The 17791-nt window shown below is 72.8% G+C and carries 21 protein-coding genes; 6 read left to right on the forward strand and 15 right to left on the reverse strand.

The genetic code is table 11. The features are described from left to right. Nucleotides 1–9: 9 nt before the first annotated feature. Nucleotides 10–462 carry a hypothetical protein gene (locus AC07FV_RS08285; protein WP_356604779.1) on the reverse strand — a complete coding sequence of 151 codons (453 nt, stop codon included), beginning with the start codon at nucleotides 460–462 and terminating at the stop codon, nucleotides 10–12. A 239-nt stretch (nucleotides 463–701) separates the two neighbouring features. On the opposite strand from AC07FV_RS08285, the gene AC07FV_RS08290 reads away from it, so the two are divergent. Further along, entirely contained in the window at nucleotides 702–986 is a 285-nt protein-coding gene (locus AC07FV_RS08290) for a hypothetical protein (protein WP_479085560.1), read from the forward strand. A gap of 28 nt (nucleotides 987–1014) precedes the next feature. On the opposite strand, the gene AC07FV_RS08295 is transcribed toward AC07FV_RS08290, so the two are convergent. The 7 genes from AC07FV_RS08295 to AC07FV_RS08325 all read right to left on the reverse strand — a co-directional run bounded on the left by AC07FV_RS08295 (nucleotide 1015) and on the right by AC07FV_RS08325 (nucleotide 7950). Next, entirely contained in the window at nucleotides 1015–2277 is a 1263-nt protein-coding gene (locus AC07FV_RS08295) for an arginine deiminase (protein WP_479085562.1), read from the reverse strand. A gap of 57 nt (nucleotides 2278–2334) precedes the next feature. Beyond that, nucleotides 2335–3789: a basic amino acid/polyamine antiporter gene (locus AC07FV_RS08300; RefSeq protein WP_479085563.1), complete on the reverse strand. Its 1455-nt coding sequence runs from the start codon at nucleotides 3787–3789 to the stop codon at nucleotides 2335–2337. A 105-nt stretch (nucleotides 3790–3894) separates the two neighbouring features. Next, nucleotides 3895–4758 (reverse strand): DMT family transporter, encoded by an 864-nt coding sequence (locus tag AC07FV_RS08305; RefSeq protein WP_479085564.1) that lies wholly within the window; start codon nucleotides 4756–4758, stop codon nucleotides 3895–3897. Between the two features lie 94 nt (nucleotides 4759–4852). Next, on the reverse strand, nucleotides 4853–5680 hold the full coding sequence (locus AC07FV_RS08310) for a hypothetical protein (protein WP_479085565.1): 828 nt from the start codon (nucleotides 5678–5680) through the stop codon (nucleotides 4853–4855). 265 nt (nucleotides 5681–5945) lie between these two features. Further along, nucleotides 5946–6233, reverse strand: a complete 288-nt coding sequence (locus tag AC07FV_RS08315; RefSeq protein WP_479085788.1) for an SCO0607 family lipoprotein — start codon at nucleotides 6231–6233, stop codon at nucleotides 5946–5948. A gap of 152 nt (nucleotides 6234–6385) precedes the next feature. Then, nucleotides 6386–7354, reverse strand: a complete 969-nt coding sequence (locus tag AC07FV_RS08320; protein ID WP_479085566.1) for a hypothetical protein — start codon at nucleotides 7352–7354, stop codon at nucleotides 6386–6388. A gap of 23 nt (nucleotides 7355–7377) precedes the next feature. Next, nucleotides 7378–7950, reverse strand: coding sequence for a DUF488 domain-containing protein (locus AC07FV_RS08325; RefSeq protein ID WP_479085568.1), 573 nt, complete (start codon nucleotides 7948–7950; stop codon nucleotides 7378–7380). A 181-nt stretch (nucleotides 7951–8131) separates the two neighbouring features. Here AC07FV_RS08325 and AC07FV_RS08330 point away from each other — a divergent pair, with 181 nt between their 5' ends. Both AC07FV_RS08330 and AC07FV_RS08335 read left to right on the forward strand, forming a co-directional pair. Next, nucleotides 8132–8701: a TetR/AcrR family transcriptional regulator gene (locus tag AC07FV_RS08330; protein WP_479085569.1), complete on the forward strand. Its 570-nt coding sequence runs from the start codon at nucleotides 8132–8134 to the stop codon at nucleotides 8699–8701. A gap of 60 nt (nucleotides 8702–8761) precedes the next feature. Next, the gene (locus AC07FV_RS08335; protein WP_479085570.1) at nucleotides 8762–9937 is read left to right on the forward strand and encodes a GDSL-type esterase/lipase family protein; all 1176 of its coding nucleotides are present in this window, start codon (nucleotides 8762–8764) and stop codon (nucleotides 9935–9937) included. Nucleotides 9938–10003: 66 nt separating this feature from the next. Here AC07FV_RS08335 and AC07FV_RS08340 read toward each other — a convergent pair whose 3' ends face one another. Next, nucleotides 10004–11125, reverse strand: a complete 1122-nt coding sequence (locus AC07FV_RS08340) for a lipid II:glycine glycyltransferase FemX (RefSeq protein ID WP_479085572.1) — start codon at nucleotides 11123–11125, stop codon at nucleotides 10004–10006. Nucleotides 11126–11330: 205 nt separating this feature from the next. Here AC07FV_RS08340 and ku point away from each other — a divergent pair, with 205 nt between their 5' ends. Further along, entirely contained in the window at nucleotides 11331–12686 is a 1356-nt protein-coding gene (gene ku, locus AC07FV_RS08345) for a non-homologous end joining protein Ku (protein ID WP_479085574.1), read from the forward strand. Between the two features lie 10 nt (nucleotides 12687–12696). On the opposite strand, the gene AC07FV_RS08350 is transcribed toward ku, so the two are convergent. From AC07FV_RS08350 to AC07FV_RS08360, 3 genes are all read right to left on the reverse strand, one after another. Further along, nucleotides 12697–13542, reverse strand: coding sequence for an RNA polymerase sigma factor SigF (locus AC07FV_RS08350; RefSeq protein WP_479085576.1), 846 nt, complete (start codon nucleotides 13540–13542; stop codon nucleotides 12697–12699). A 131-nt stretch (nucleotides 13543–13673) separates the two neighbouring features. Further along, nucleotides 13674–14603 (reverse strand): anti-sigma factor RsbA family regulatory protein, encoded by a 930-nt coding sequence (locus AC07FV_RS08355; RefSeq protein WP_479085577.1) that lies wholly within the window; start codon nucleotides 14601–14603, stop codon nucleotides 13674–13676. Next, complete coding sequence (locus AC07FV_RS08360; RefSeq protein ID WP_479085579.1) at nucleotides 14600–14953, reverse strand: STAS domain-containing protein; 354 nt, start codon at nucleotides 14951–14953, stop codon at nucleotides 14600–14602. Before AC07FV_RS08360 ends, AC07FV_RS08355 begins: the two co-directional genes overlap by 4 nt. A gap of 193 nt (nucleotides 14954–15146) precedes the next feature. Between AC07FV_RS08360 and AC07FV_RS08365 the strand changes: the two genes are divergently transcribed. Together AC07FV_RS08365 and AC07FV_RS08370 are read left to right on the forward strand one after the other, a co-directional pair. Further along, nucleotides 15147–15503 carry a PRC-barrel domain-containing protein gene (locus AC07FV_RS08365; RefSeq protein ID WP_479085581.1) on the forward strand — a complete coding sequence of 119 codons (357 nt, stop codon included), beginning with the start codon at nucleotides 15147–15149 and terminating at the stop codon, nucleotides 15501–15503. A 33-nt stretch (nucleotides 15504–15536) separates the two neighbouring features. After that, nucleotides 15537–15704 (forward strand): hypothetical protein, encoded by a 168-nt coding sequence (locus AC07FV_RS08370; RefSeq protein ID WP_167355249.1) that lies wholly within the window; start codon nucleotides 15537–15539, stop codon nucleotides 15702–15704. An 82-nt stretch (nucleotides 15705–15786) separates the two neighbouring features. Here the strand turns inward: AC07FV_RS08370 and AC07FV_RS08375 are convergent, their stop codons facing one another. The 3 genes from AC07FV_RS08375 to AC07FV_RS08385 all read right to left on the reverse strand — a co-directional run bounded on the left by AC07FV_RS08375 (nucleotide 15787) and on the right by AC07FV_RS08385 (nucleotide 17444). Next, entirely contained in the window at nucleotides 15787–16350 is a 564-nt protein-coding gene (locus tag AC07FV_RS08375) for a Dps family protein (RefSeq protein WP_479085582.1), read from the reverse strand. Nucleotides 16351–16495: 145 nt separating this feature from the next. Next, complete coding sequence (locus tag AC07FV_RS08380; RefSeq protein ID WP_361015494.1) at nucleotides 16496–17101, reverse strand: flavodoxin family protein; 606 nt, start codon at nucleotides 17099–17101, stop codon at nucleotides 16496–16498. A 127-nt stretch (nucleotides 17102–17228) separates the two neighbouring features. Next, nucleotides 17229–17444 carry a hypothetical protein gene (locus AC07FV_RS08385; protein ID WP_479085584.1) on the reverse strand — a complete coding sequence of 72 codons (216 nt, stop codon included), beginning with the start codon at nucleotides 17442–17444 and terminating at the stop codon, nucleotides 17229–17231. Nucleotides 17445–17791 lie beyond the last annotated feature (347 nt).

Below are 17791 nucleotides of genomic sequence, written 5' to 3' on the forward strand. Positions count from 1 at the left end.
CGCCGGGCCTCAGTCCCACAGGGGGTAGGTCACCGTGCCGGGGGACCCGGCCGGCCGGCCGTCGGTGTAGGTCAGGGTCATCCGGGTGTAGTGCCGCTCGCCCGGGTCCTTCTCCCAGGCCCGCGGCTGGTCCAGCCGGACGGTCACGGGATAGGAGTGGAACGTGCCCTCGGCGCAGTAGGGGACGCAGTCGTTGACGGCGTTGGTGCCCCGGCCCACCGCGGCCTGCGCGTCCCACCGGGACCACTGCATCGAGACCAGGCGGCTGTTGCCGTCACCGCAGGCGAGCACGAACGTCCCGGGCCGTACGTCGGGCCGCGAGGAGCAGTCGACGAGCACCGGGTCCCGCGACTGCTGTGACGTGCGTTCCCCGGACGGTGCGGCGGAGGCCGTGCCCAGGGGTACGGCGAGCGCGGCGGCGGCACAGAGCGTGACCGCGGTCCTCATCGGTTTGCTGCCCATGTCTGCTCCCAGCAGTCGGTCTCGGGATCGCTCGGCTCCGCTCTCCTTCCCGTACCGACCGTACGGCCGGCCCGGTGAACGCACCACTCGTACGGCCCAGCGCCCCCGCCGGGCCGGTTCGTGCGACAAGACGCCGATTGCATCCGCCGGGTGGCAGTGGGCGCGGTCCGCAACCGCCGCGGCCGCCCCGGTGTCTCCTGGGGTCAAGAACGGCGACCCCACCTGCGGAGGACCGCGGTATGCACACGATGACTGCCTCGACCGCCACCGACCCGACCCGCCCGCGCTCCCGGGACACCCAGGGCGACTTCCTGCTCCCGCCGCCCGATCCCGCGCGGCGGGTGCCCTGCGGCATCGACCCCGTCGACCTGCGGCGCCTCGACCTGCTCGCCCTCCTGACGGCGGCGGGCATCGCGCCCTCCCCCGGGGACCGGGCCGCCGTCGCCCGGCTCAGCGAACTGCCCGGAGACGTGCACGAGGCACTGCGCCGGTGGCTGGAGCAGGCGTACGGCTTCTGCCGCTGACGTCCCGCCCGGCGTCCGCGGGACGGTCTCAGAAGTCGACGGGGTCCCGCACCAGCGGACAGGTCATGCAGTGGCCTCCGCCGCGGCCCCGGCCCAGTTCCGCGCCCACGATGGGCACGACCTCGATACGGGCCTCGCGCAGCAGGGCGTTGGTCTGGGTGTTGCGGTCGTAGGTGAACACCACCCCCGGTTCCACCGCGACGGCGTTGTTGCCGCTGTCCCACTGCTGGCGCTCGGAGGCGTAGGCGTCGCCGCCCGTCTCCACCACCCGCAGCGAGGAGAGGCCGAGCGCCTTGGCGACGACGTCGACGAACGGGGTCGTGCCCTCGTCGACGACGTCGAAGCCGGGCCCCCGGTCGCCCGGGCGCAGGGAGAAGGTGTGCACCCCGTCCATGATCCGCGGGTAGAGGGTCACCACGTCCCGGTCGGCGAACGTGAACACCGTGTCCAGGTGCATGGCCGACCGCAGCTTCGGCAGTCCGGCGACGACGACGTGCTGTGCGGCGCCCTCGCGGAACAGCGCGGCGGCGACCTGGGTGATGGCCTGGCGCGAGGTCCGCTCGCTCATGCCCATGAGGACGACGCCGTTGCCGACCGGCATGATGTCACCGCCCTCGAAGGTGGCCTGACCCCAGTCGAGTTCGGGATCGCCCCACCACACCCGCGACCCCTTGAAGTCGGGGTGGAAGGTGTAGATCGCCTTCATCAGCAGCGTCTCGTCGTGCCGCGCGGGCCAGTACAGCGGGTTGAGGGTGAGGCCGCCGTACAGCCAGCAGGTGGTGTCGCGGGTGTACAGGGTGTTGGGCAGCGGCGGCATCAGGTACTCGCGTGCGCCGGTGGACTCGCGGGCGAGCGCGAGGTGGGGGGAGCGGAAGTCCTCGGGAAGGTCGCTGGTGGCCAGCCCGCCGACGAGGTACTCGGCGAGTTGCCTGGGCGACAGGGTCTCCAGGTAGGCGCGGGTCGCGTCGACGAGGCCGATGCCGACCCGGTTGGCGACGATCTTCCGGTCCAGGAGCCATGCCCTGGCCTCCGGGAGGGCCATGATCTGGGCCAGCAGGTCGTGCAGCTCCACCACCTCCACCCCGCGCCTGCGCAGTTCACCGACGAACGCGGCATGGTCGCGCTGGGCGTTCTCCACCCACATCACGTCGTCGAAGAGGAGGTCGTCCGAGTTGGTGGGGGTGAGCCGCCGGTGCGCGAGTCCGGGGGAGCACACCAGGACCTTGCGCAGCCTGCCGACCTCGGAGTGGACGCCGAGAGCGGGTCGGGCGGTGCCTTCGTTGCCGGTCACACTGGCTCCCTCGGGGGTGCGGGGTGGGAAAGGACTGGAAGGGGCGCGGGGCGCGGTTCACAGGCTGATCCACCCGGCCACCAGGGCCACGACCCCGAGCACCGCGCCGGCCACGGAGACGGCCAGGACGACGAGTTCCCCCGGGGAGAACAGCCGCCGGCCCTGCTCGCGCCGGGCCATGACGAACAGGACGGTCGCCGGGGCGTAGAGGACGAAGGAGACCAGCACGAACTTCGGGCCCGCGGCGTACAGCAGGAACGCGGTGTACACGGTGGCGACGACGCCGACGACCAGTTCGCGCCGGGAGGTCCGGCCGCCCTCGGTGCGCGGGTCGTCCCGGACACCGAGCCGCACGGCGAAGGCCGCGGCCAGCAGGTACGGGATCAGGGAGAGGGCACTGGTCAGGTTGAGGGCGAAGTCGAAGGCGTCGTCGGAGAAGCTGGTGGCGACCAGCACCACCTGGGTGAGCAGCGAGCTCATCAGCAGGGCCGGGACGGGCACGTCGACGGCGTTGGCGCGGCGCAGGAAGCGCGGCATGTCGTCGTCCTGGGCCGCGACGAAGAGCACCTCGGCGGCCATCAGCGTCCAGGCGAGGTAGGCGCCCAGCACCGACACGATCAGGCCGACGCTGATGAACACCCGGCCCCAGGTCCCGACGGCCGCCTCCAGGACGCCCGCCATGGACGGCTGGCGCAGGTCGGCGATCTCGGCCATCGGCATGATGCCGTAGGACACGATGGTCACCGAGGCGAAGACCGCGAACACGCTGAGGAAGCCGAGCACCGTCGCCCTGCCCACGTCGGAGCGGCGCCGGGCGTGCCGCGAGTAGACGCTGGCGCCCTCGACGCCGAGGAAGACGAACACGGTGGCCAGCATGGTGCCGCGCACCTGGGAGAAGAGCGAACCGGAGTAGTCCGCGCCACCGAAGTTGTCGGCGAACACGCTCGGCCTGAAGTACACCAGGGCCAGGACGACGAAGAACACGATGGGGACGAGCTTGGCCACCGTGACGACCTTGTTGATGGCCGCCGCTTCCTTCACCCCGCGCCGGATCATCCAGAAGAACGCCCACAGCCCGACCGAGGACAGGACGACCGCGACTGCGGTGTCCCCGTCGCCGAGGACCGGCCAGACCGAGCCGACGGTCGACATGATGAGGACCCAGTAGGTCACATTGCCCACACAGGTGCTGGCCCAGTAGCCGAAGGCCGCGAAGAAGCCCAGGTACTCGCCGAAGCCCGCCTTGGCGTACGCGTACACGCCGGCGTCGAGGTCGGGTCTGCGGACGGCGAGGGACTGGAAGACGAAGGCCAGCATCAGCATGCCGGTGCCGGCGATCGTCCAGGCGATCAACGCCCCGGCGACGCCGGTCTCCTCGGCGAACCGCCCCGGCAGCGAGAAGACGCCGGCACCCACCATCGACCCGACGACCATGGCCGTCAGGGTGAACAGCGGCAGCTTCGCGGCCGGCGGGGCCTGACCGGCGGCGTCGGACGTGGCGGCCTGCGGCATGCCGTTCCTCCGGGTCGCGGTGCGGTTGCGACCACTGTGCATCACGGGGTGAGGCAGGGCATCTCGTCCCCGGCCCGCGCACACCGGACGGCCCCGGCCGGAGGGTCACTGTCCGGTGCGCAGATCGGTGCCGCGCCGGGCGAGGGCGAGCACGCCCACGACGATGAGGGCGACGCCCAGCAGTTGCGGAACGACCCACCAGCCGCCCCGCACGTCCTCCTGGTACAGGGCCACGCCGAGCAGGAGGCTCACCGCCGCGTCCCCCAGGGTGAGGGCGGGCTGGGAAGCCACCAACGGGCCGCCCTGCATGGCGTGCTCCAGCAGCAGTACGGCGCCGACACCGGCCGCGGCGAACGCGTAGGTCTGCCAGGTGGTCAGGAAGCCCGTCACGCCCTCGGTGTCCAGGACCCGCATCGAGTCCTTCATCAGAGCGGCCGTCAGGGCGTAGCACACGGCCGTGGCCGCACCGAGGCAACCGGCACGGGCCTTGCCCACGGGCCGCCTCAGACCGGCCGCGGCCAGCAGCACGGCCGCTCCGGCACAGGCCGCCAGTGCGGGCAGCCAGCGGTCCAGCGCCACCTCGGCCTCGCCGCCGTCGGGAGCGGCCGACGCCAGCGCGATGCCGAGCCCGACGACCACCGACCCCACGGCCAGCCACATGGCACGGGGCAGGCGGCGGTGGGTCATCAACGACGCCAGCAGCAGGGCCAGCGGAAGCTCCAGCACGAACAACGGCTGTACGAGTGACAGGGGCCCGGTCGCGAGAGCCACCGCCTGGCCCACACCGGCGACGACGACGGCGAGCATGCCGGCGATCCAGACCGGCTGCCGCAGCAGGTCCACGACGAGTCCGGGGCGGAACCCCTGGGACTGCGGCACACTCAGTGCGGCCCGCCGCTGGAGCACGGTGGCCAGCGCGTTGCTGAACGCGGCGAGAAGTGCGAAGAGCACCGGCAGGACAACACCCATCCACCGATCCTCACCCCGTTCACCCCCGGGCGCGCGCCGCACCACGGCGGGTGCGGACGGAGCCGGCGCCTGTCGGCGCCGGTTGCGTCCGCGGTCAGTTGTCGCCCGGCGCGGTGGGCTCCTCCGTCCCGGCGTCCCGCTTCTGCTGCGCGCCCGGCGCCTCGGTGGCCGTGTAGTAGACCGAGGTGCCCTGCTTGGTGCGCTGGGCCAGGTTCTTGGCGACGAGCCCTTCGAGGGTGGTGCGGACGACCGTGGTCTTGATGGTGCGTCCGGCGTGGGCCGCGTCCAGCGCGGTGGTGACCTCGGCGGCGGAGCGCGGTTCCTTCTGCTCGCCGAGGTGCCGGCGCACCAGCTCCACCAGGGTGGGCTGGGCGGGCTGCTTCGCGGAGGAGGCCGAGGGAGCGGTGGCGGTGGACGAGGCGGCGGCCCCGGTCGCGGCCTGCGCCGACGTCTTCTTCGCCGCGGGCTTCCTGGCGGCCTTGGTGACCGGCTTCGCGGTGGCCTTGGTGGCCTTGGTGGCCTTGGCGGCCGGCTTGGTGGCGGCGGGCTTGGCGGACCTGGCCCCCGACTTGGGCGCGGCGGCGCGCTGGGGAGCGGCGCCGGCCTTGCCGCCCCGCTTCCGCTTCCCGGCGGCCGGCTCGTCGGTGGCACCGCCACGGGGAGCGGGCACGGTCGCCGCGCCGGTGGCGGCCGGGGCCGGAGCGGTCGCCTGCGGGGCCGACGGCGCGGCGATGCCCAGCGCCTGCTGCACGTTGACCAGGAGCGCATGGTCGTGCTGGAGCGCGGCCAACTGCTGTTGCAGGGCGGTGATCTCCCCGCTGACGCGTTCCTGCTCCTTGACGTTGCGCTCCAGGTCGTCGGTGACCTGGACGCTGTACTGCGATGCCAGTTCGGTGGCGGCCTGCATGGTGCTCTCGGACATGGTGGTGACTCTCCTCGATTCGCGGCCGTGAAGGCTCGGGAGGAACGGCGGGACGTCGGGCGCGGGACGTGGCGAACCATGTCCCGTCGGCGCCCGGCAGCGGAGAACAGGCGACTGTCGCCCACTGTGCTGACACAGATAGTACGGACGGTGAGTGCTGCTTGTTCCCCTGTTTGCTGCCGGGCCGGTATACCACGTATGGCCGCCAACGTGGTATGTGTCGACGGTTCTTCGCGCGGGTGTTCGGGTCGCGAGTCCTTCGTACTCACTCGCCGCCGGACACCTCGACGGTCTTCCCGTCCCGGTCCACCGTGTGCGTCTGCCAGTAGGTGTCCCACTCGTCTCCGACGTGCTCGGGGACCTTGCCCGAGGGGAAGCGGGTGTATCCCTCGGGCGGTTCCTCGCCGTCGGGGACACAGGTGCGGCCGGTGCCGCCGGTGGTCATGACCGGGTACTCACCACCACCGCAGACGGCGTCCTGGGCCGAACAGCCGGTCAGTACCGCGGCGACCGCAACGCCCGCGAGGACCAGGCGCCGGACGGATCGTGTCACGTGGTTGACACCGGTGGCGGACGGACGGTGAAGCCGGCCGGTGATGTGCCTGATGTGCACGACGGTTTCCTCCTGACGACGGGACGGCCGGCCCCCCTCGTCGACGGGAAGCGGCCGAGTCGAGTCGAGTGGATCCGAGTGGACACGAATACTCAGTCGGCCGGGTCGGATCGCCTGGCTCGGGAGGCCGCACGGTCCACCTGACGCGTGGCCTCCCGCGCCTCGCGCTCGGCCCGGGCCAGCGCGTCCGCGGCGGTGCGGCCCCGCTCCTCGGCTTCCCGCCGTTCAAGTCCGGCCCGGTCGAGTCTCTCCCGGGCCTGCCGCAGTTGCTGCTCGGCGGCGGACAACTCCTCCCGCGCCCGGTCGAGTTCGTCCTGCGTCCGCCGCAGCGAGGCGCCGGCGTCCGCCTGTTCCGCACGTCTGTCGCGCAGCAGTCGCGCCGCCCGCTCCGCCGCCTGTTCGGCGCGGTCGAGTTCCTCCTGCCGCCTGCGGCGCCGCTCAGCGAGTTCGTCCTTCGCCCGGCCCGCCGGCCTGCCGCGAGGTGTCCCGGGCCGGGACGGCCGCTCGGGCGGCGCGGGCTCGGCCGGGGCCCCGTCCGAGGGGAACCCGGACGGGGGAGTGAGCGACACCGTCAGGTGTCCGCCGGCCCACCGGTCGGCCGCGTCCGGGTCCGCGAGTACCGCGCGCAGGGTCGCCTCGACCTCCCGCTGCGCCGCCTCCGACAGCGGGTGCCCCGCCTCGCCGGCGAGCTGGGCCGCCTGCCGGGACAGCGCGGAGACGATGCGCCGGCGCTGGTCGGAGAGTTCCCCGAGCCCGGCGGCGTCCAGCGTGCGGTGTGCGTCGCGCAACGCCCGGCCCAGTTCCAGGAACCGGCCGGCCTCCTCCGGCCGGGAGTGCGTCAGCAGGTTCGCCGCCCAGGCCGCGAGGGTGGGCCGCCGGGCGGCGTGGAGCCGGCGTGCGTCCTCCTTGCGGCCGGCGGTCCTCGCGGCCGCGGCGTGTTCCTCGCGGCGGGAGACGAAGTCGGAGGGAGGCGTGGTGTACAGCTCGTCGAGGACCGACTCGACCCGAGCCGCGCCGGGGCCACCGCTCGCCCGGCCGTGTCCGCCGCTGCTGCGCCGCATGGGACCTCGCCTCCTGTCGACGTCTAGGGCCGCCCCGGCCGCGACGCCGCGGGCATCGCCGCCGCCTCCTCGTCGTCGTAGACCAGGAGTCCGTCCGCCCGCAGTCGTGCCCCCGGGGTGGGGGAGTGCGCCGTGAGGCGGCCGTCGTGCATGAGGTGGTCCACGGGGCGGTCCCGGGCCAGCACGGCGAAGTCCGCGACCAGGCGTCGGTGGCACCGCCACCACACCGCCTCGCCGCACATCACCGCGGTGCGTTCCCGCGACACCTGGTCCAGCAGCGCGTCCATGGCGGCGACGAACTCCGGCGAGCGGGTGTGACCCGCATAGCCCCGGAACGAGGCGTTGCGCCATACGACGTCGGGCGAGTCCGGCGCGGGCCTGCGGAACCCGCCCAGCCGCTGCTCCCACCGATAGGCGAACCCCTCTTCCGGCAGCCACCGCGCCAGCCGCTCGCGCAGCAGATCGGGGTCGCGTCGGCTGCCCGGCGCGGTCCTGATGTCGACCACGGCGGCCACGCCGGCACCGCGCAGCAGGTCCGCCAGGGCCGTGCGGCCCGCGGTGCCGTGTCCGAACGTGACCAGACGGGGCTGGGACATGTGGTCGGGGTCCCCGCACCGTCGGCACTCATGCCTGCCACCGCCGGCGGTCATGTCCCTCCGGTCCCCGTCCCGGGGCCGAACCGGGCGGACCGCGCCCCTCACTCATGGTCCCGGAGCACGTTGCCTAAAACATTTAGGCAATTGCATAATAGGTGGAGGCAAGCGGGAGGACGCGACTGTGGCACGTGTGGGGCTGACCACCGACCGACTGGTGCGGGCGGGTGCGGACCTCGCCGACGAGGTGGGCTTCGACCAGGTGACGGTCTCCGCCCTGGCCAGGCACTTCGACGTCAAGGTCGCCAGCCTGTACTCGCACGTGCGCAACTCCCGGGACCTCAAGACCCGGATCGCCCTGCTCGCCCTCGCCGAGCTCGCCGACCGGGCGGCCGCGGCACTGGCGGGACGGGCCGGCAAGGACGCCCTCGCCGCCTTCGCGGACGTCTACCGCGACTACGCCCGGGAGCACCCGGGCCGCTATGCCGCGGCCAGACTGCGCCTGGACCCGGAGACGGCGGCGGACAGCGCCGGCGTCCGCCACGCCCGGATGACCCGGGCCATCCTGCGCGGATACCACCTGACCGAACCCGACGAGACCCACGCGGTCCGCCTGCTGGGCAGCGTCTTCCACGGCTACGTCAGCCTCGAACTGGCCGGGGGCTTCAGTCACAGCGCCCCCGACAGCCAGGAGACCTGGACCCGCATCGTGGACGCCCTCGACGCCCTGCTGCGCAACTGGCCCGCACAGTGAGCCGCGCAGCCTGAAGCCCGCACTGTGCACACCCCGAACCACCCATCGGCCGGAGGCGGCATGAACACCGACCACGACTGGATCACCACGCCCATCACGCGGGAACTCCTGCGCGGCGCCCTCGACGTGGAGCGCACCGAGCACGGCCTGCTGCCGCACCGGCTGCCCGCCCGGGCCCGCGCCCAGAACACCGACGGACAGCTGGCCATGGCCGAGTCCCAGCCGTCCGGCGTCCGGCTCGCCCTGCGCACCCGGGCCACCGCGCTCGAACTGGACACCCTGCCCACCAAGCGGGTCTACACCGGAGCCCCGCCGCGTCCCGACGGCGTCTACGACCTGCTCGTCGACGGCCGCCCGGCGGGCCGGGGGAGCGTCGACGGCGGCAACACCCTGACCATCGACATGACCACCGGCACGGCGGCGCTCGAGCCCGGCCCGGTGGGCACACTGCGCTTCACCGGCCTGCCCGAGGGCAGCAAGAACATCGAGATCTGGCTGCCGCACAACGAGACCACCGAACTCGTCGCCCTGCGCACCGACGCTCCCGTCGCACCCGCCTCCGACCCCGGACGCAGGGTCTGGCTGCACCACGGCAGCTCGATCAGTCACGGCTCGGACGCCGCGAGTCCCACCACCACCTGGCCGGCGCTGGCCGCGTCCCTGGGCGGTGTCGAACTCGTCAACCTCGGACTGGCCGGCAGCGCCCTGCTGGACCCGTTCACGGCGCGGGCCATGCGGGACACCCCGGCCGACCTGATCAGCGTCAAGATCGGCATCAACGTGGTCAACCACGATGCCATGCGGCTGCGTGCCTTCGCCCCCGCGGTGCACGGCTTCCTCGACACCGTCCGGGAGGGGCACCCCACCGTCCCGCTGCTGGTCGTCTCGCCGATCCTGTGCCCCGTCCACGAGGACACCCCCGGCCCCCTCGCCCCCGACCTCACCGGCCTCGGCGAGGGGCGGATGCGCTTCGTGCCCATGGGCGACCCGGCGGAACGAGCGAGCGGGAAACTCACGCTGAACGTCATCCGGGACGAGTTGGCCCGTATCGTCGCGCAACGCACGCCCGACGACCCGAACCTGTACCACCTCGACGGCCGTGCGCTCTACGGCGAGGCCGACTCCGCCGAGCTGCCGCTGCCGGACAACCTCCACCCCGACGCGGCCACCCACCGCCGCATCGGCGAACGCTTCGCCGCACTGGCCTTCACGGGCGACGGCGCCTTCGCGGACTGACGCCGAGGCGCTGCGACTGCCGCCCCTCGGTGCGGGAGGAATCCGCCGACCGACCGCGGGGCGGCGTCAGCGCCGCGACATGTAGAGCCCCAGGGCCCGGTGCAGCACCCGGTTGAGCGGGTACTCCCACTCGCCCAGGTACTCCACGGCCTCACCGCCGGCGCCGGTCTTGAACCGCAGCAGCCCGAGCAGGTGGTTGTCCTCGTCCAGCGTGTCGGTGATGCCGCGGAAGTCGTAGACGGCCGCGCCCAGTTCATGGGCGTCGCAGATCATCCGCCACTGGAGGGCGTTGTTCGGCTGCACCTCGCGGCGGCGGGCGGTGGAGGCCCCGTAGGAGTACCAGACGTGCTCGCCGACGGTCAGCATCGTCGCGGCCGCGAGCACGTCCCCGTCGTGGTGCGCGAGGTACAGGCGCATGCGGTCCGGGTCCTCCGCCGTCAGCGCGGTCCACATGCGCTGGAAGTACGGGAGGGGGCGCGGCACGAAACGGTCCCGTTCGGCCGTCTCCGCATACAGCTCGTAGAAGGTCGGCAGGTCCTCCTGGTCGCCGCGGACCACCTTCACGCCCGCCTTCTCGGCCTTCTTGACGTTGCGGCGCCACTGCTGGTTGAAACCGTTCCGGATCTCGTCCGGCGAGCGTCCCGCGAGGGGCAGCTGGCACACGTAGCGGGGCTGGCCCGCGGCGAACCCGTCCTCGCCCCCGGGCTCGGTCCGCCGCCAGCCCATGCGGAGCAGCCGCTCGGCGACCCCGTCGGCCGCGGCCTCCCGCCTGGTGGGCTCCACATCGCCCAGCCGCCGGGCCTCCGGGTCGGCGATGGCCGCCTTGACCGTCTCGGCGCTCCAGCGCCGCGCCACCACCGGCGGCCCCATCCTCACCGAGAAGGCGCCCCGGCCCTTCAGGTACGCGAGCATCGGCTCCAGCCACCGCTCCAGGTCCGGCGCGGCCCAGTCGAGCACGGGACCCTCGGGCAGATACGCCAGATACCGCCGCACCTTCGGCAACGCCCGCAGCAGCACCAGTCCGGCCCCCACCAGGTCGTCGCTCTCGTCGAACCAGCCGAGGCTCTCCGCCCGCCAGTCCGGCTTGACCTCTCCCCACGCCGGGGTCTGGAGGTGACTCACGGAAGGGCGGGAGGCGACGAAGCGCAGGTGCTCCTCGCGGGTGATCGCCTTCAGGTGGCAGGTCATGGGTGTGTCCCTTCGGTCGGAGGTCGACGGAGGGGACGGGCCGAGGCGCCGGTGCGACCGCCGTCCCCATGTCACAGGGAATACCGGGAGCGGCCGATCCGCGCGGGCTACCGGCTGTTCGTGCGGCGGCGCCGCACGCCCTCCGGCGCGCCGGGCCGGACCCGTGACTCGTGTGCCCCGCCCGGCGCGCGGGGCGGCCACGGCGGTGGCAGCGTGGCGGGCCTGGGCGGTGGAGCGGACGGCGGAGCGGACGGAGCGGACGGCCATGGCGCGGGCGATCTGGACGGGTGTGATCACCTTCGGGCTGGTGTCGGTGCCCGTCGGTGTGTTCACGGCGACGCAGGACCACACGGTCCACTTCCACCAGCTCCAGCGCGGCACCTCGGACCGCATCCGCAACAGACGGGTCAACCAGCGCACCGGCGAGGAGGTCGAGGCCGGAGACATCGTCAAGGGCTACGAGGTGGGCGAGGGCGAGTACGTCGTCGTGGAGCCGGAGGAACTGGACGAGATCGCACCCGGCCGCTCCCGCACCCTGGAGATCACCGACTTCGTCGACCTGGACCGGATCGCCCCGGTCTACTTCGACCGCACCTACTACGTCGCCCCGCGCGGCAAGGAGTACCTCAAGGTCTACGAACTGCTCCGCACCGCCCTCGCGGAGACCGGCAAGACCGGCGTCGCCACCTTCGTCATGCGCAACCGGCAGTACCTGACCGCCCTCCGCGCCGAGGACGAGGTCCTGGTGCTCCAGACCCTGCACTGGGCCGACGAGGTCCGGGACCCGGTCGAGGAACTGCCCGAGCTGCCGGAGGAGCGGGCCGGACGGGGCAAGGAGCTGGACATGGCGCTGCGCTTGGTCGACGCCCTGAGCGGTCCCTGGGACCCCGCCCGGTACCACGACACGTACCAGGAGAAGGTCCGCGAGCTGGTGCGGGCGAAGGCCGAGGGCAAGGAGGTCGCCGTCGCCGAGGAAGCGCCCCGGGCCACGAACGTCGTCGACCTGATGGAAGCCCTGCGCGGCAGTCTGGAGCAGGCCGGCGGCAGTGGTGGGCAGGCGTCCGCGAAGGGCGGGCGGGGCGACCGGCCGTCCCCGGAGAAGAGGCAGAGGAAGCGGGCCCCCGCGGAGCAGAAGCAGGGGCCCGGGGAAAGCCGGAAAGCCCCCGCCGAGAAGAAGCAGGGACCCGGGGAAAGCCGAAAGGCCCCCGCGGAGAAGAAGCAGGGGCCGGGGGAAAGCCGGAAAGCCCCCGCCGAGAAGAAGCAGGGGCCGGGGAAGAAGAAGCCGGCATCCGCGGGGAGCGGGGCCGGCGGCCGGTCGACGGCCGGCACGGGGAGCGCTCCGGGCAAGCGGTCCTCCGCACCGCGGAAGAAGGCCGCGGCCTCCTCCCGCAGGACGTCTCCGCGGGAGAAGCGGAGCGACCTGCGGGAGATGAGCAAGGCGGAGCTGTACCGGAAGGCCGGCGACCAGGGCGTCACCGGGCGGTCGAGGATGAGCCGCGAACAGCTCATCGACGCCCTCAGCGGTGCCGGGGGCCGCCGCAGGAGGACGGCAGCCGCCTGAGCCGCAAGGCTCAGTGCTCGGTCAGCATGCCTTCGCGCAGGCGGGCCAGCAGGCGGGAGATCAGGCGGGAGACGTGCATCTGGGAGACGCCGAGGCGCTCGCCGATGTCCTTCTGGGTGAGCTCCTCCACGAAGCGCCAGTGGATGATCTGGCGGTCGCGCTCGTCCAGCTCGGCGATCATCGGTGCGAGCGCGTGGAAGTCGTCCACCAGGGCGAGGGTGGCGTCGTCGGCGCCGATGAAGTCGGCGAGGGCGGACTCGCCGTCCTCGCTGCCGCTGATGGCCGCGTCCAGGGAGGCGGAGTTGTAGCCGTTGGCCGCCAGGCGGGCCTCGACGACCTCGTCCTCCGGCAGGCTCATCAGCTCGGAGAGTTCCCTGGTGGTGGGGTTGCGGCCCAGGCGGCTGCGCAGTTCCTCGGTGGCCCGGGCCAGCTGGACGCGGGCCTCCTGGAGGCGGCGGGGCACGTGCACGGCCCAGGAGGTGTCGCGGAAGAAGCGCTTGATCTCACCGACGATGTAGGGCACCGCGAAGGAGGTGAACTCGACCTCGCGGGTCAGCTCGAAGCGGTCGATGGCCTTGATCAGGCCGATCATGCCGACCTGGACGATGTCCTCCATCTCCTCCGGTCCGCGGCTGCGGAACCGGCCGGCCGCGAAGCGGACGAGGGACATGTTCATCTCGATGAGGGTGTTGCGCGCGTACTGGTATTCCGGCGTGCCCTCCTCGAGGGCCGTCAGCTGCTGGAAGAAGAGCTTCGACAACTCCCGCGCGTCCTTCGGTGCCACCTTGGACGGGTCCGCCACCTCCGGCATGCCCGTGGTGGTGTGCTCGGTGATCCGTGCGGTCATCGTCGCCATGATGTTCCCTCCCAGTCGATCGGCCCCCGTCACTGCCGGCTTCATCGGCCGACGAGACTGCGCCTACCCCGGCTCATGACCCTCATGCATGCTTTTCGTGGTCTGTCTCGCCAGGGCCGGCATCCGCGCCCTCACAGGCCGAGGTAGAAGCGGACCACGGTGCCGTCGTCCGTCGTGTGCACCCGCACCAGATCCGCGACGTAGTGGACGAGCAGCAGGCCGCGTCCCCCGATCTGCCCCCGCTCGGCGGGGCGGCGGCCGGCGAGCGGGTCCGTGAGCCGCCCCTTGTCCCGGACCTCGCACACCACCTGTCCCGCCTCGGCCCAGACCGCCACCGTGCCGCTGCCACCACCGTGGAGGACGCTGTTGGTGGTCAGCTCCGACACCGCCAGCTCCGCGTCCTGGAGCCGACGCCCGGACAGGCCCAGGCCGGACGCCCGGTCCACGGCGAAGCGGCGTGCCTCGGGCAGTTCCCCGGCCCCGAAGGAGAGGACGTCGGCACCCGCGGTGGGCTCCAGCGGCTCGTTGTAGCGGGCGACGACCTCGGGCCAGTCGTAGGTCTCACTGACCCGCTCGTGACCCGCGGCGATGACCGTCGGGTGGGTGACCAGGGCGTCCGCCAGGACGTCCGGGGCCAGCCGGGTCTCGTCGTACGGGCACATGATCGTGGCGGGACGGCCCGTGAAGGCCGCGTTGATCAGCGCCTCGTGCTGGGCGCACGCCGGGTACTCCGCCGCGCTGCGCCCGGCCCAGATCGGCTCGCCGATGATGCGCACCCGTCCGCGCGGGTGCGTGTCCGCGAACGCCCGCAGGACACCGGGGATGATCCGCCCCGGGTTGCGTCCCGCCTCGTTCATGTCCAGGAAGGTGACGTCGCGCGCGTCCGGTCCCAGCCCCGCGCGGATCAGCTCCAGGTTGGGGGCGGGCACGGCCACCGCGACCGGTTCGCCGGCGGCCAGCCCCTCCCGCACGAACGTCACGGTCAGGTCGGCGTACTCGCCCTCCGAGCGGTAGAACAGCGCGGGATGCGAGAAGGTCTCCCCGGCGGTCACCGTACTCATCGCGGGGCCACCTCGATCCGTTTCAGGGACGGCCAGAACAGTTCCAGTACCCGGGGCAGCTGCGGCGGCGGCTGCTCCACCACCACCCGCCCGCCCGGCAGGTTCATGGCCGTGACGGCGAGCGCCGTCACACCGGCGACGTCGACGAAGCGTACGCCCGACAGCTCGACGTACGACACGTCGGCGTGCCGTCGGGACATCTCGGTGAGAGCGTTCTGCCACGACCGGCGTGTGGTCACGCTGATCTCTCCACTGGCCCGGATGCCCGGCCGTCCGGGCAAGGGGCCCACTTCCAGCACGGGGCCACTCCGTACCTGCGGCGAGCCGTCCGTGGGGCCTGCGGCATCCACACTCGATCTCCTTCGGAATCCCGCCGGGCGCGGTGCGTCTCCCGGGTGTCTCCTCCGGCCAGGCAGCCTATCGCGACCGGGCACCCGGCGTCCGACGGGGGAACACTGCGTGCGACGTGGGCGCGATGCGGGGAACAAGACCGCGATGCGGGGAACAAGACAGTGAGCGCGTCCTAGGAAGGGAAGAACGGGCATGTTCGAAGCTGAGAACATCCGGGACTGGCGAGGCCATGATGTCGTCGACAACGGTGGCCGCAAGATCGGGACCCTGGAATCGGTCTACGTCGACACCGCCACCGACCTGCCCGCGTTCGTCGCGGTCACCATCGGTCTGCCGACCCGGCGGCGGCTGGTGTTCGTCCCGGTGGACAAGGCCGTCGTCGGACCGGGCTATCTGAAGGTGACCTACGACAAGGGCCTGGTCAAGGACGCGCCCGGCATCGATCCGGACGGTGAGCTGGCCGCCGAGGACGAGGGCGCGGTCTTCGCGCACTACGGCCTGCCGTACGCGCAGGGCACCCGCGGTGAACGCCGGCTCGGCCGTCGCTGACCCACCTACGAGACGCTCCGAGGGGAGACGACCGTGAGCCTCTTTCTCCTGCTGCTGCTGGTGGCGCTGGTCCTGGGCGTGATCGGGGTGGCCGCCGAGGGACTGTTCTACCTGTTCGTCGTCGGCGCCGTGCTCCTGGTCCTCGACCTGATCCTCGTCGGCGTGCTCATCGGACGACGCCGGGGGCGTCCCGCGCGCTGAGCACGCACCGGCGGCGCGGTCCCTCCCGGGACCCGCGCACCGGCGGGGGCCGACGCCCGCGCCGGTGCGCCGCGAGGAGGCCCTAGGCGAGTTCCGCGCCGCGCTCGGCGGCCTCCGTCTCGGACGTCGCGCTGCCCGTCGCCAGGGTGCCGCCGGAGCTCTCCAGGTGGGCGCGGACGAACCACTGGAACTGCTCCAGGTCCCTGAGCTGGCCGATCAGGAGATCCTCGGTGGCGGGGTCGATCTTGCCCGCCTCCTCGACCGCCGCGCGCATGTCCTCGACGACGCCGGTGTAGACGACGTCCAGCGCACCCAGGTGGGCGATGGCGTCGGCGCGTCCGATGGAGTAGTCGTCCCACTTCCGCTCGGAGACGAGGGACCCGGGCGTCCCCTGCGCCACCCCGCCGAGGGCGGCGATGCGCTCGGCGACGTCGTCGGCCATCTCGCGCACCTGGTCGACCTGCGGATCGATCATCTCGTGCACGGCGATGAAGTGCGGCCCCACGACGTTCCAGTGCACGTGCTTGAGGGTCAGGTGCAGGTCGTTGAGGGCGTGCAGACGCATGCGCAGCACGCCGATCAGTCGTCCGGCGGCCTCGCGCTCGATGCCGGGAACCGTGTACTTCGGGGTCAGATCGTGGGTCATGTCGGACCTCAGCTCCTCATGCGTATTTCGTACGTTGTCGCACGTGCACGACTGCCCCGCATCCGCGGCGGCAGACATGCACGGTCGTTGCGCCCCTCCCCGGAGGTACGGGTCTCCCCGCTGCGGTGCGTCAATCGTCCGCAGGTCAGGACGGCGGAGCCGGCAGCGGCATCGCGCCGAGCGCGCGCGCCGCGTGCACCAGGTTGGACGCCATGGCCCGGCCCGTGGACGTCGACCAGTCGTGGCCGCGGTCGTCGTCGAGGTAGTCGGGACCGGGCCCGGGGCCGAGGTGCCAGTAGGTCCAGGCCTGGCCGGGGATGGTGTAGCCGATGTCCGTGAGCCCACCGCTGATCTCACTGATCACGTGGTGGGCGCCGTCCTCGTTGCCGGTGACCAGGACGCCGGCGACGCGGTTGTAGGCGACGGGCCGCTCCTCGTCGTCGGTCTCGCCGAGCATGGCGTCCATGCGTTCCAGGACCCGCTGGGCGACGGAGGAGGGGCGACCGAGCCAGGTCGGCGAGGCGATGATCAGGATCTGCGACGACAGCAGCTTCTCGTGCACGCCCGGCCAGTCGTCGCCCTCGCCCATGTCGGTCTCGACCCCGGGCTTCAGGTTCAGGTCGACGGCCCGGACGACGTCCACCTCCACGCCGTGGCCTTTCAGCGCCGCGATGACCGTGGAGGCGAGGGCCTCGGTGTTCGACGGCTGCGGGGAGGGTTTGAGGGTGCAGTTGATGACGAGTGCGCGCATGGATCCCCTCTTCCCCGCGGCGGCGCTCTCGATCGTCCGATCGCGTGAGCGTTCACCCGCCCGGGCGCGCGCCGGACGGCGCGGCCGGGACGGGAGGGCGGGCGGGCGACGGCCCCCGTGTGTTCGCTCAGGGCAGGGCGATCCCGTCGAGTCCGCCCCGCTTGGCCTCGTCGACCAGCGACGCGAACTGGTTGGCGCTCATCTGCACGCGCTGCCCGAAGTCGTCGGTCAGGACGATCCGTCGTTCCGCCGGGGCGGCGGGGTCGACGAACAACTGGGGGCAGCCGCAGTCGCAGTTGCCGCAGAACGTGGCGACGGGCTCCAGGCTGTGAAGGTCGGTCATTCCGGTTCGCCTTCCGTGGGAGACGGGGTGTCCGCGCCCGGATCCGCACCGGCGGTCGCGAGGGCGTGCCTGGGGGATACCCGGCGGGGCGGCCGGGGACGCGTTCTGCGGCCGGGCGCGGAGGCACGGCGGGCGACGGCCGTGCGCCGATGCCCCCGCGTCCGCCTCCGCTGCTTCGGCCGGACCGGCGGTCCCGGGAACCCGGGAGCCCCTTCGTCCGACCGCACGTGGGGCCGGTGCGGCGCGGAGCGCCCCGGGCCGACGGCCGGAGGCGGACGACGTCGGCGTGTCCGCATCGGACGGCGCCGGCGCGCGAACCGCGACCCGGTGTACCTGTCCCGGCTGAT

Source organism: Streptomyces sp. NPDC045956, from assembly GCF_056430705.1.

Bases quoted from the DNA above. Each gene is read 5' to 3' on its own strand.
- AC07FV_RS08285 (WP_356604779.1), bottom strand. From the start codon at position 462: ATGGGCAGCAAACCGATGAGGACCGCGGTCACGCTCTGTGCCGCCGCC.
- AC07FV_RS08290 (WP_479085560.1), top strand. From the start codon at position 702: ATGCACACGATGACTGCCTCGACCGCCACCGACCCGACCCGCCCGCGC.
- AC07FV_RS08300 (WP_479085563.1), bottom strand. From the start codon at position 3,789: ATGCCGCAGGCCGCCACGTCCGACGCCGCCGGTCAGGCCCCGCCGGCC.
- AC07FV_RS08305 (WP_479085564.1), bottom strand. From the start codon at position 4,758: ATGGGTGTTGTCCTGCCGGTGCTCTTCGCACTTCTCGCCGCGTTCAGC.
- AC07FV_RS08310 (WP_479085565.1), bottom strand. From the start codon at position 5,680: ATGTCCGAGAGCACCATGCAGGCCGCCACCGAACTGGCATCGCAGTAC.
- AC07FV_RS08320 (WP_479085566.1), bottom strand. From the start codon at position 7,354: ATGCGGCGCAGCAGCGGCGGACACGGCCGGGCGAGCGGTGGCCCCGGC.
- AC07FV_RS08325 (WP_479085568.1), bottom strand. From the start codon at position 7,950: ATGTCCCAGCCCCGTCTGGTCACGTTCGGACACGGCACCGCGGGCCGC.
- AC07FV_RS08335 (WP_479085570.1), top strand. From the start codon at position 8,762: ATGAACACCGACCACGACTGGATCACCACGCCCATCACGCGGGAACTC.
- AC07FV_RS08340 (WP_479085572.1), bottom strand. From the start codon at position 11,125: ATGACCTGCCACCTGAAGGCGATCACCCGCGAGGAGCACCTGCGCTTC.
- AC07FV_RS08350 (WP_479085576.1), bottom strand. From the start codon at position 13,542: ATGGCGACGATGACCGCACGGATCACCGAGCACACCACCACGGGCATG.
- AC07FV_RS08355 (WP_479085577.1), bottom strand. From the start codon at position 14,603: ATGAGTACGGTGACCGCCGGGGAGACCTTCTCGCATCCCGCGCTGTTC.
- AC07FV_RS08365 (WP_479085581.1), top strand. From the start codon at position 15,147: ATGTTCGAAGCTGAGAACATCCGGGACTGGCGAGGCCATGATGTCGTC.
- AC07FV_RS08375 (WP_479085582.1), bottom strand. From the start codon at position 16,350: ATGACCCACGATCTGACCCCGAAGTACACGGTTCCCGGCATCGAGCGC.
- AC07FV_RS08380 (WP_361015494.1), bottom strand. From the start codon at position 17,101: ATGCGCGCACTCGTCATCAACTGCACCCTCAAACCCTCCCCGCAGCCG.
- AC07FV_RS08385 (WP_479085584.1), bottom strand. From the start codon at position 17,444: ATGACCGACCTTCACAGCCTGGAGCCCGTCGCCACGTTCTGCGGCAAC.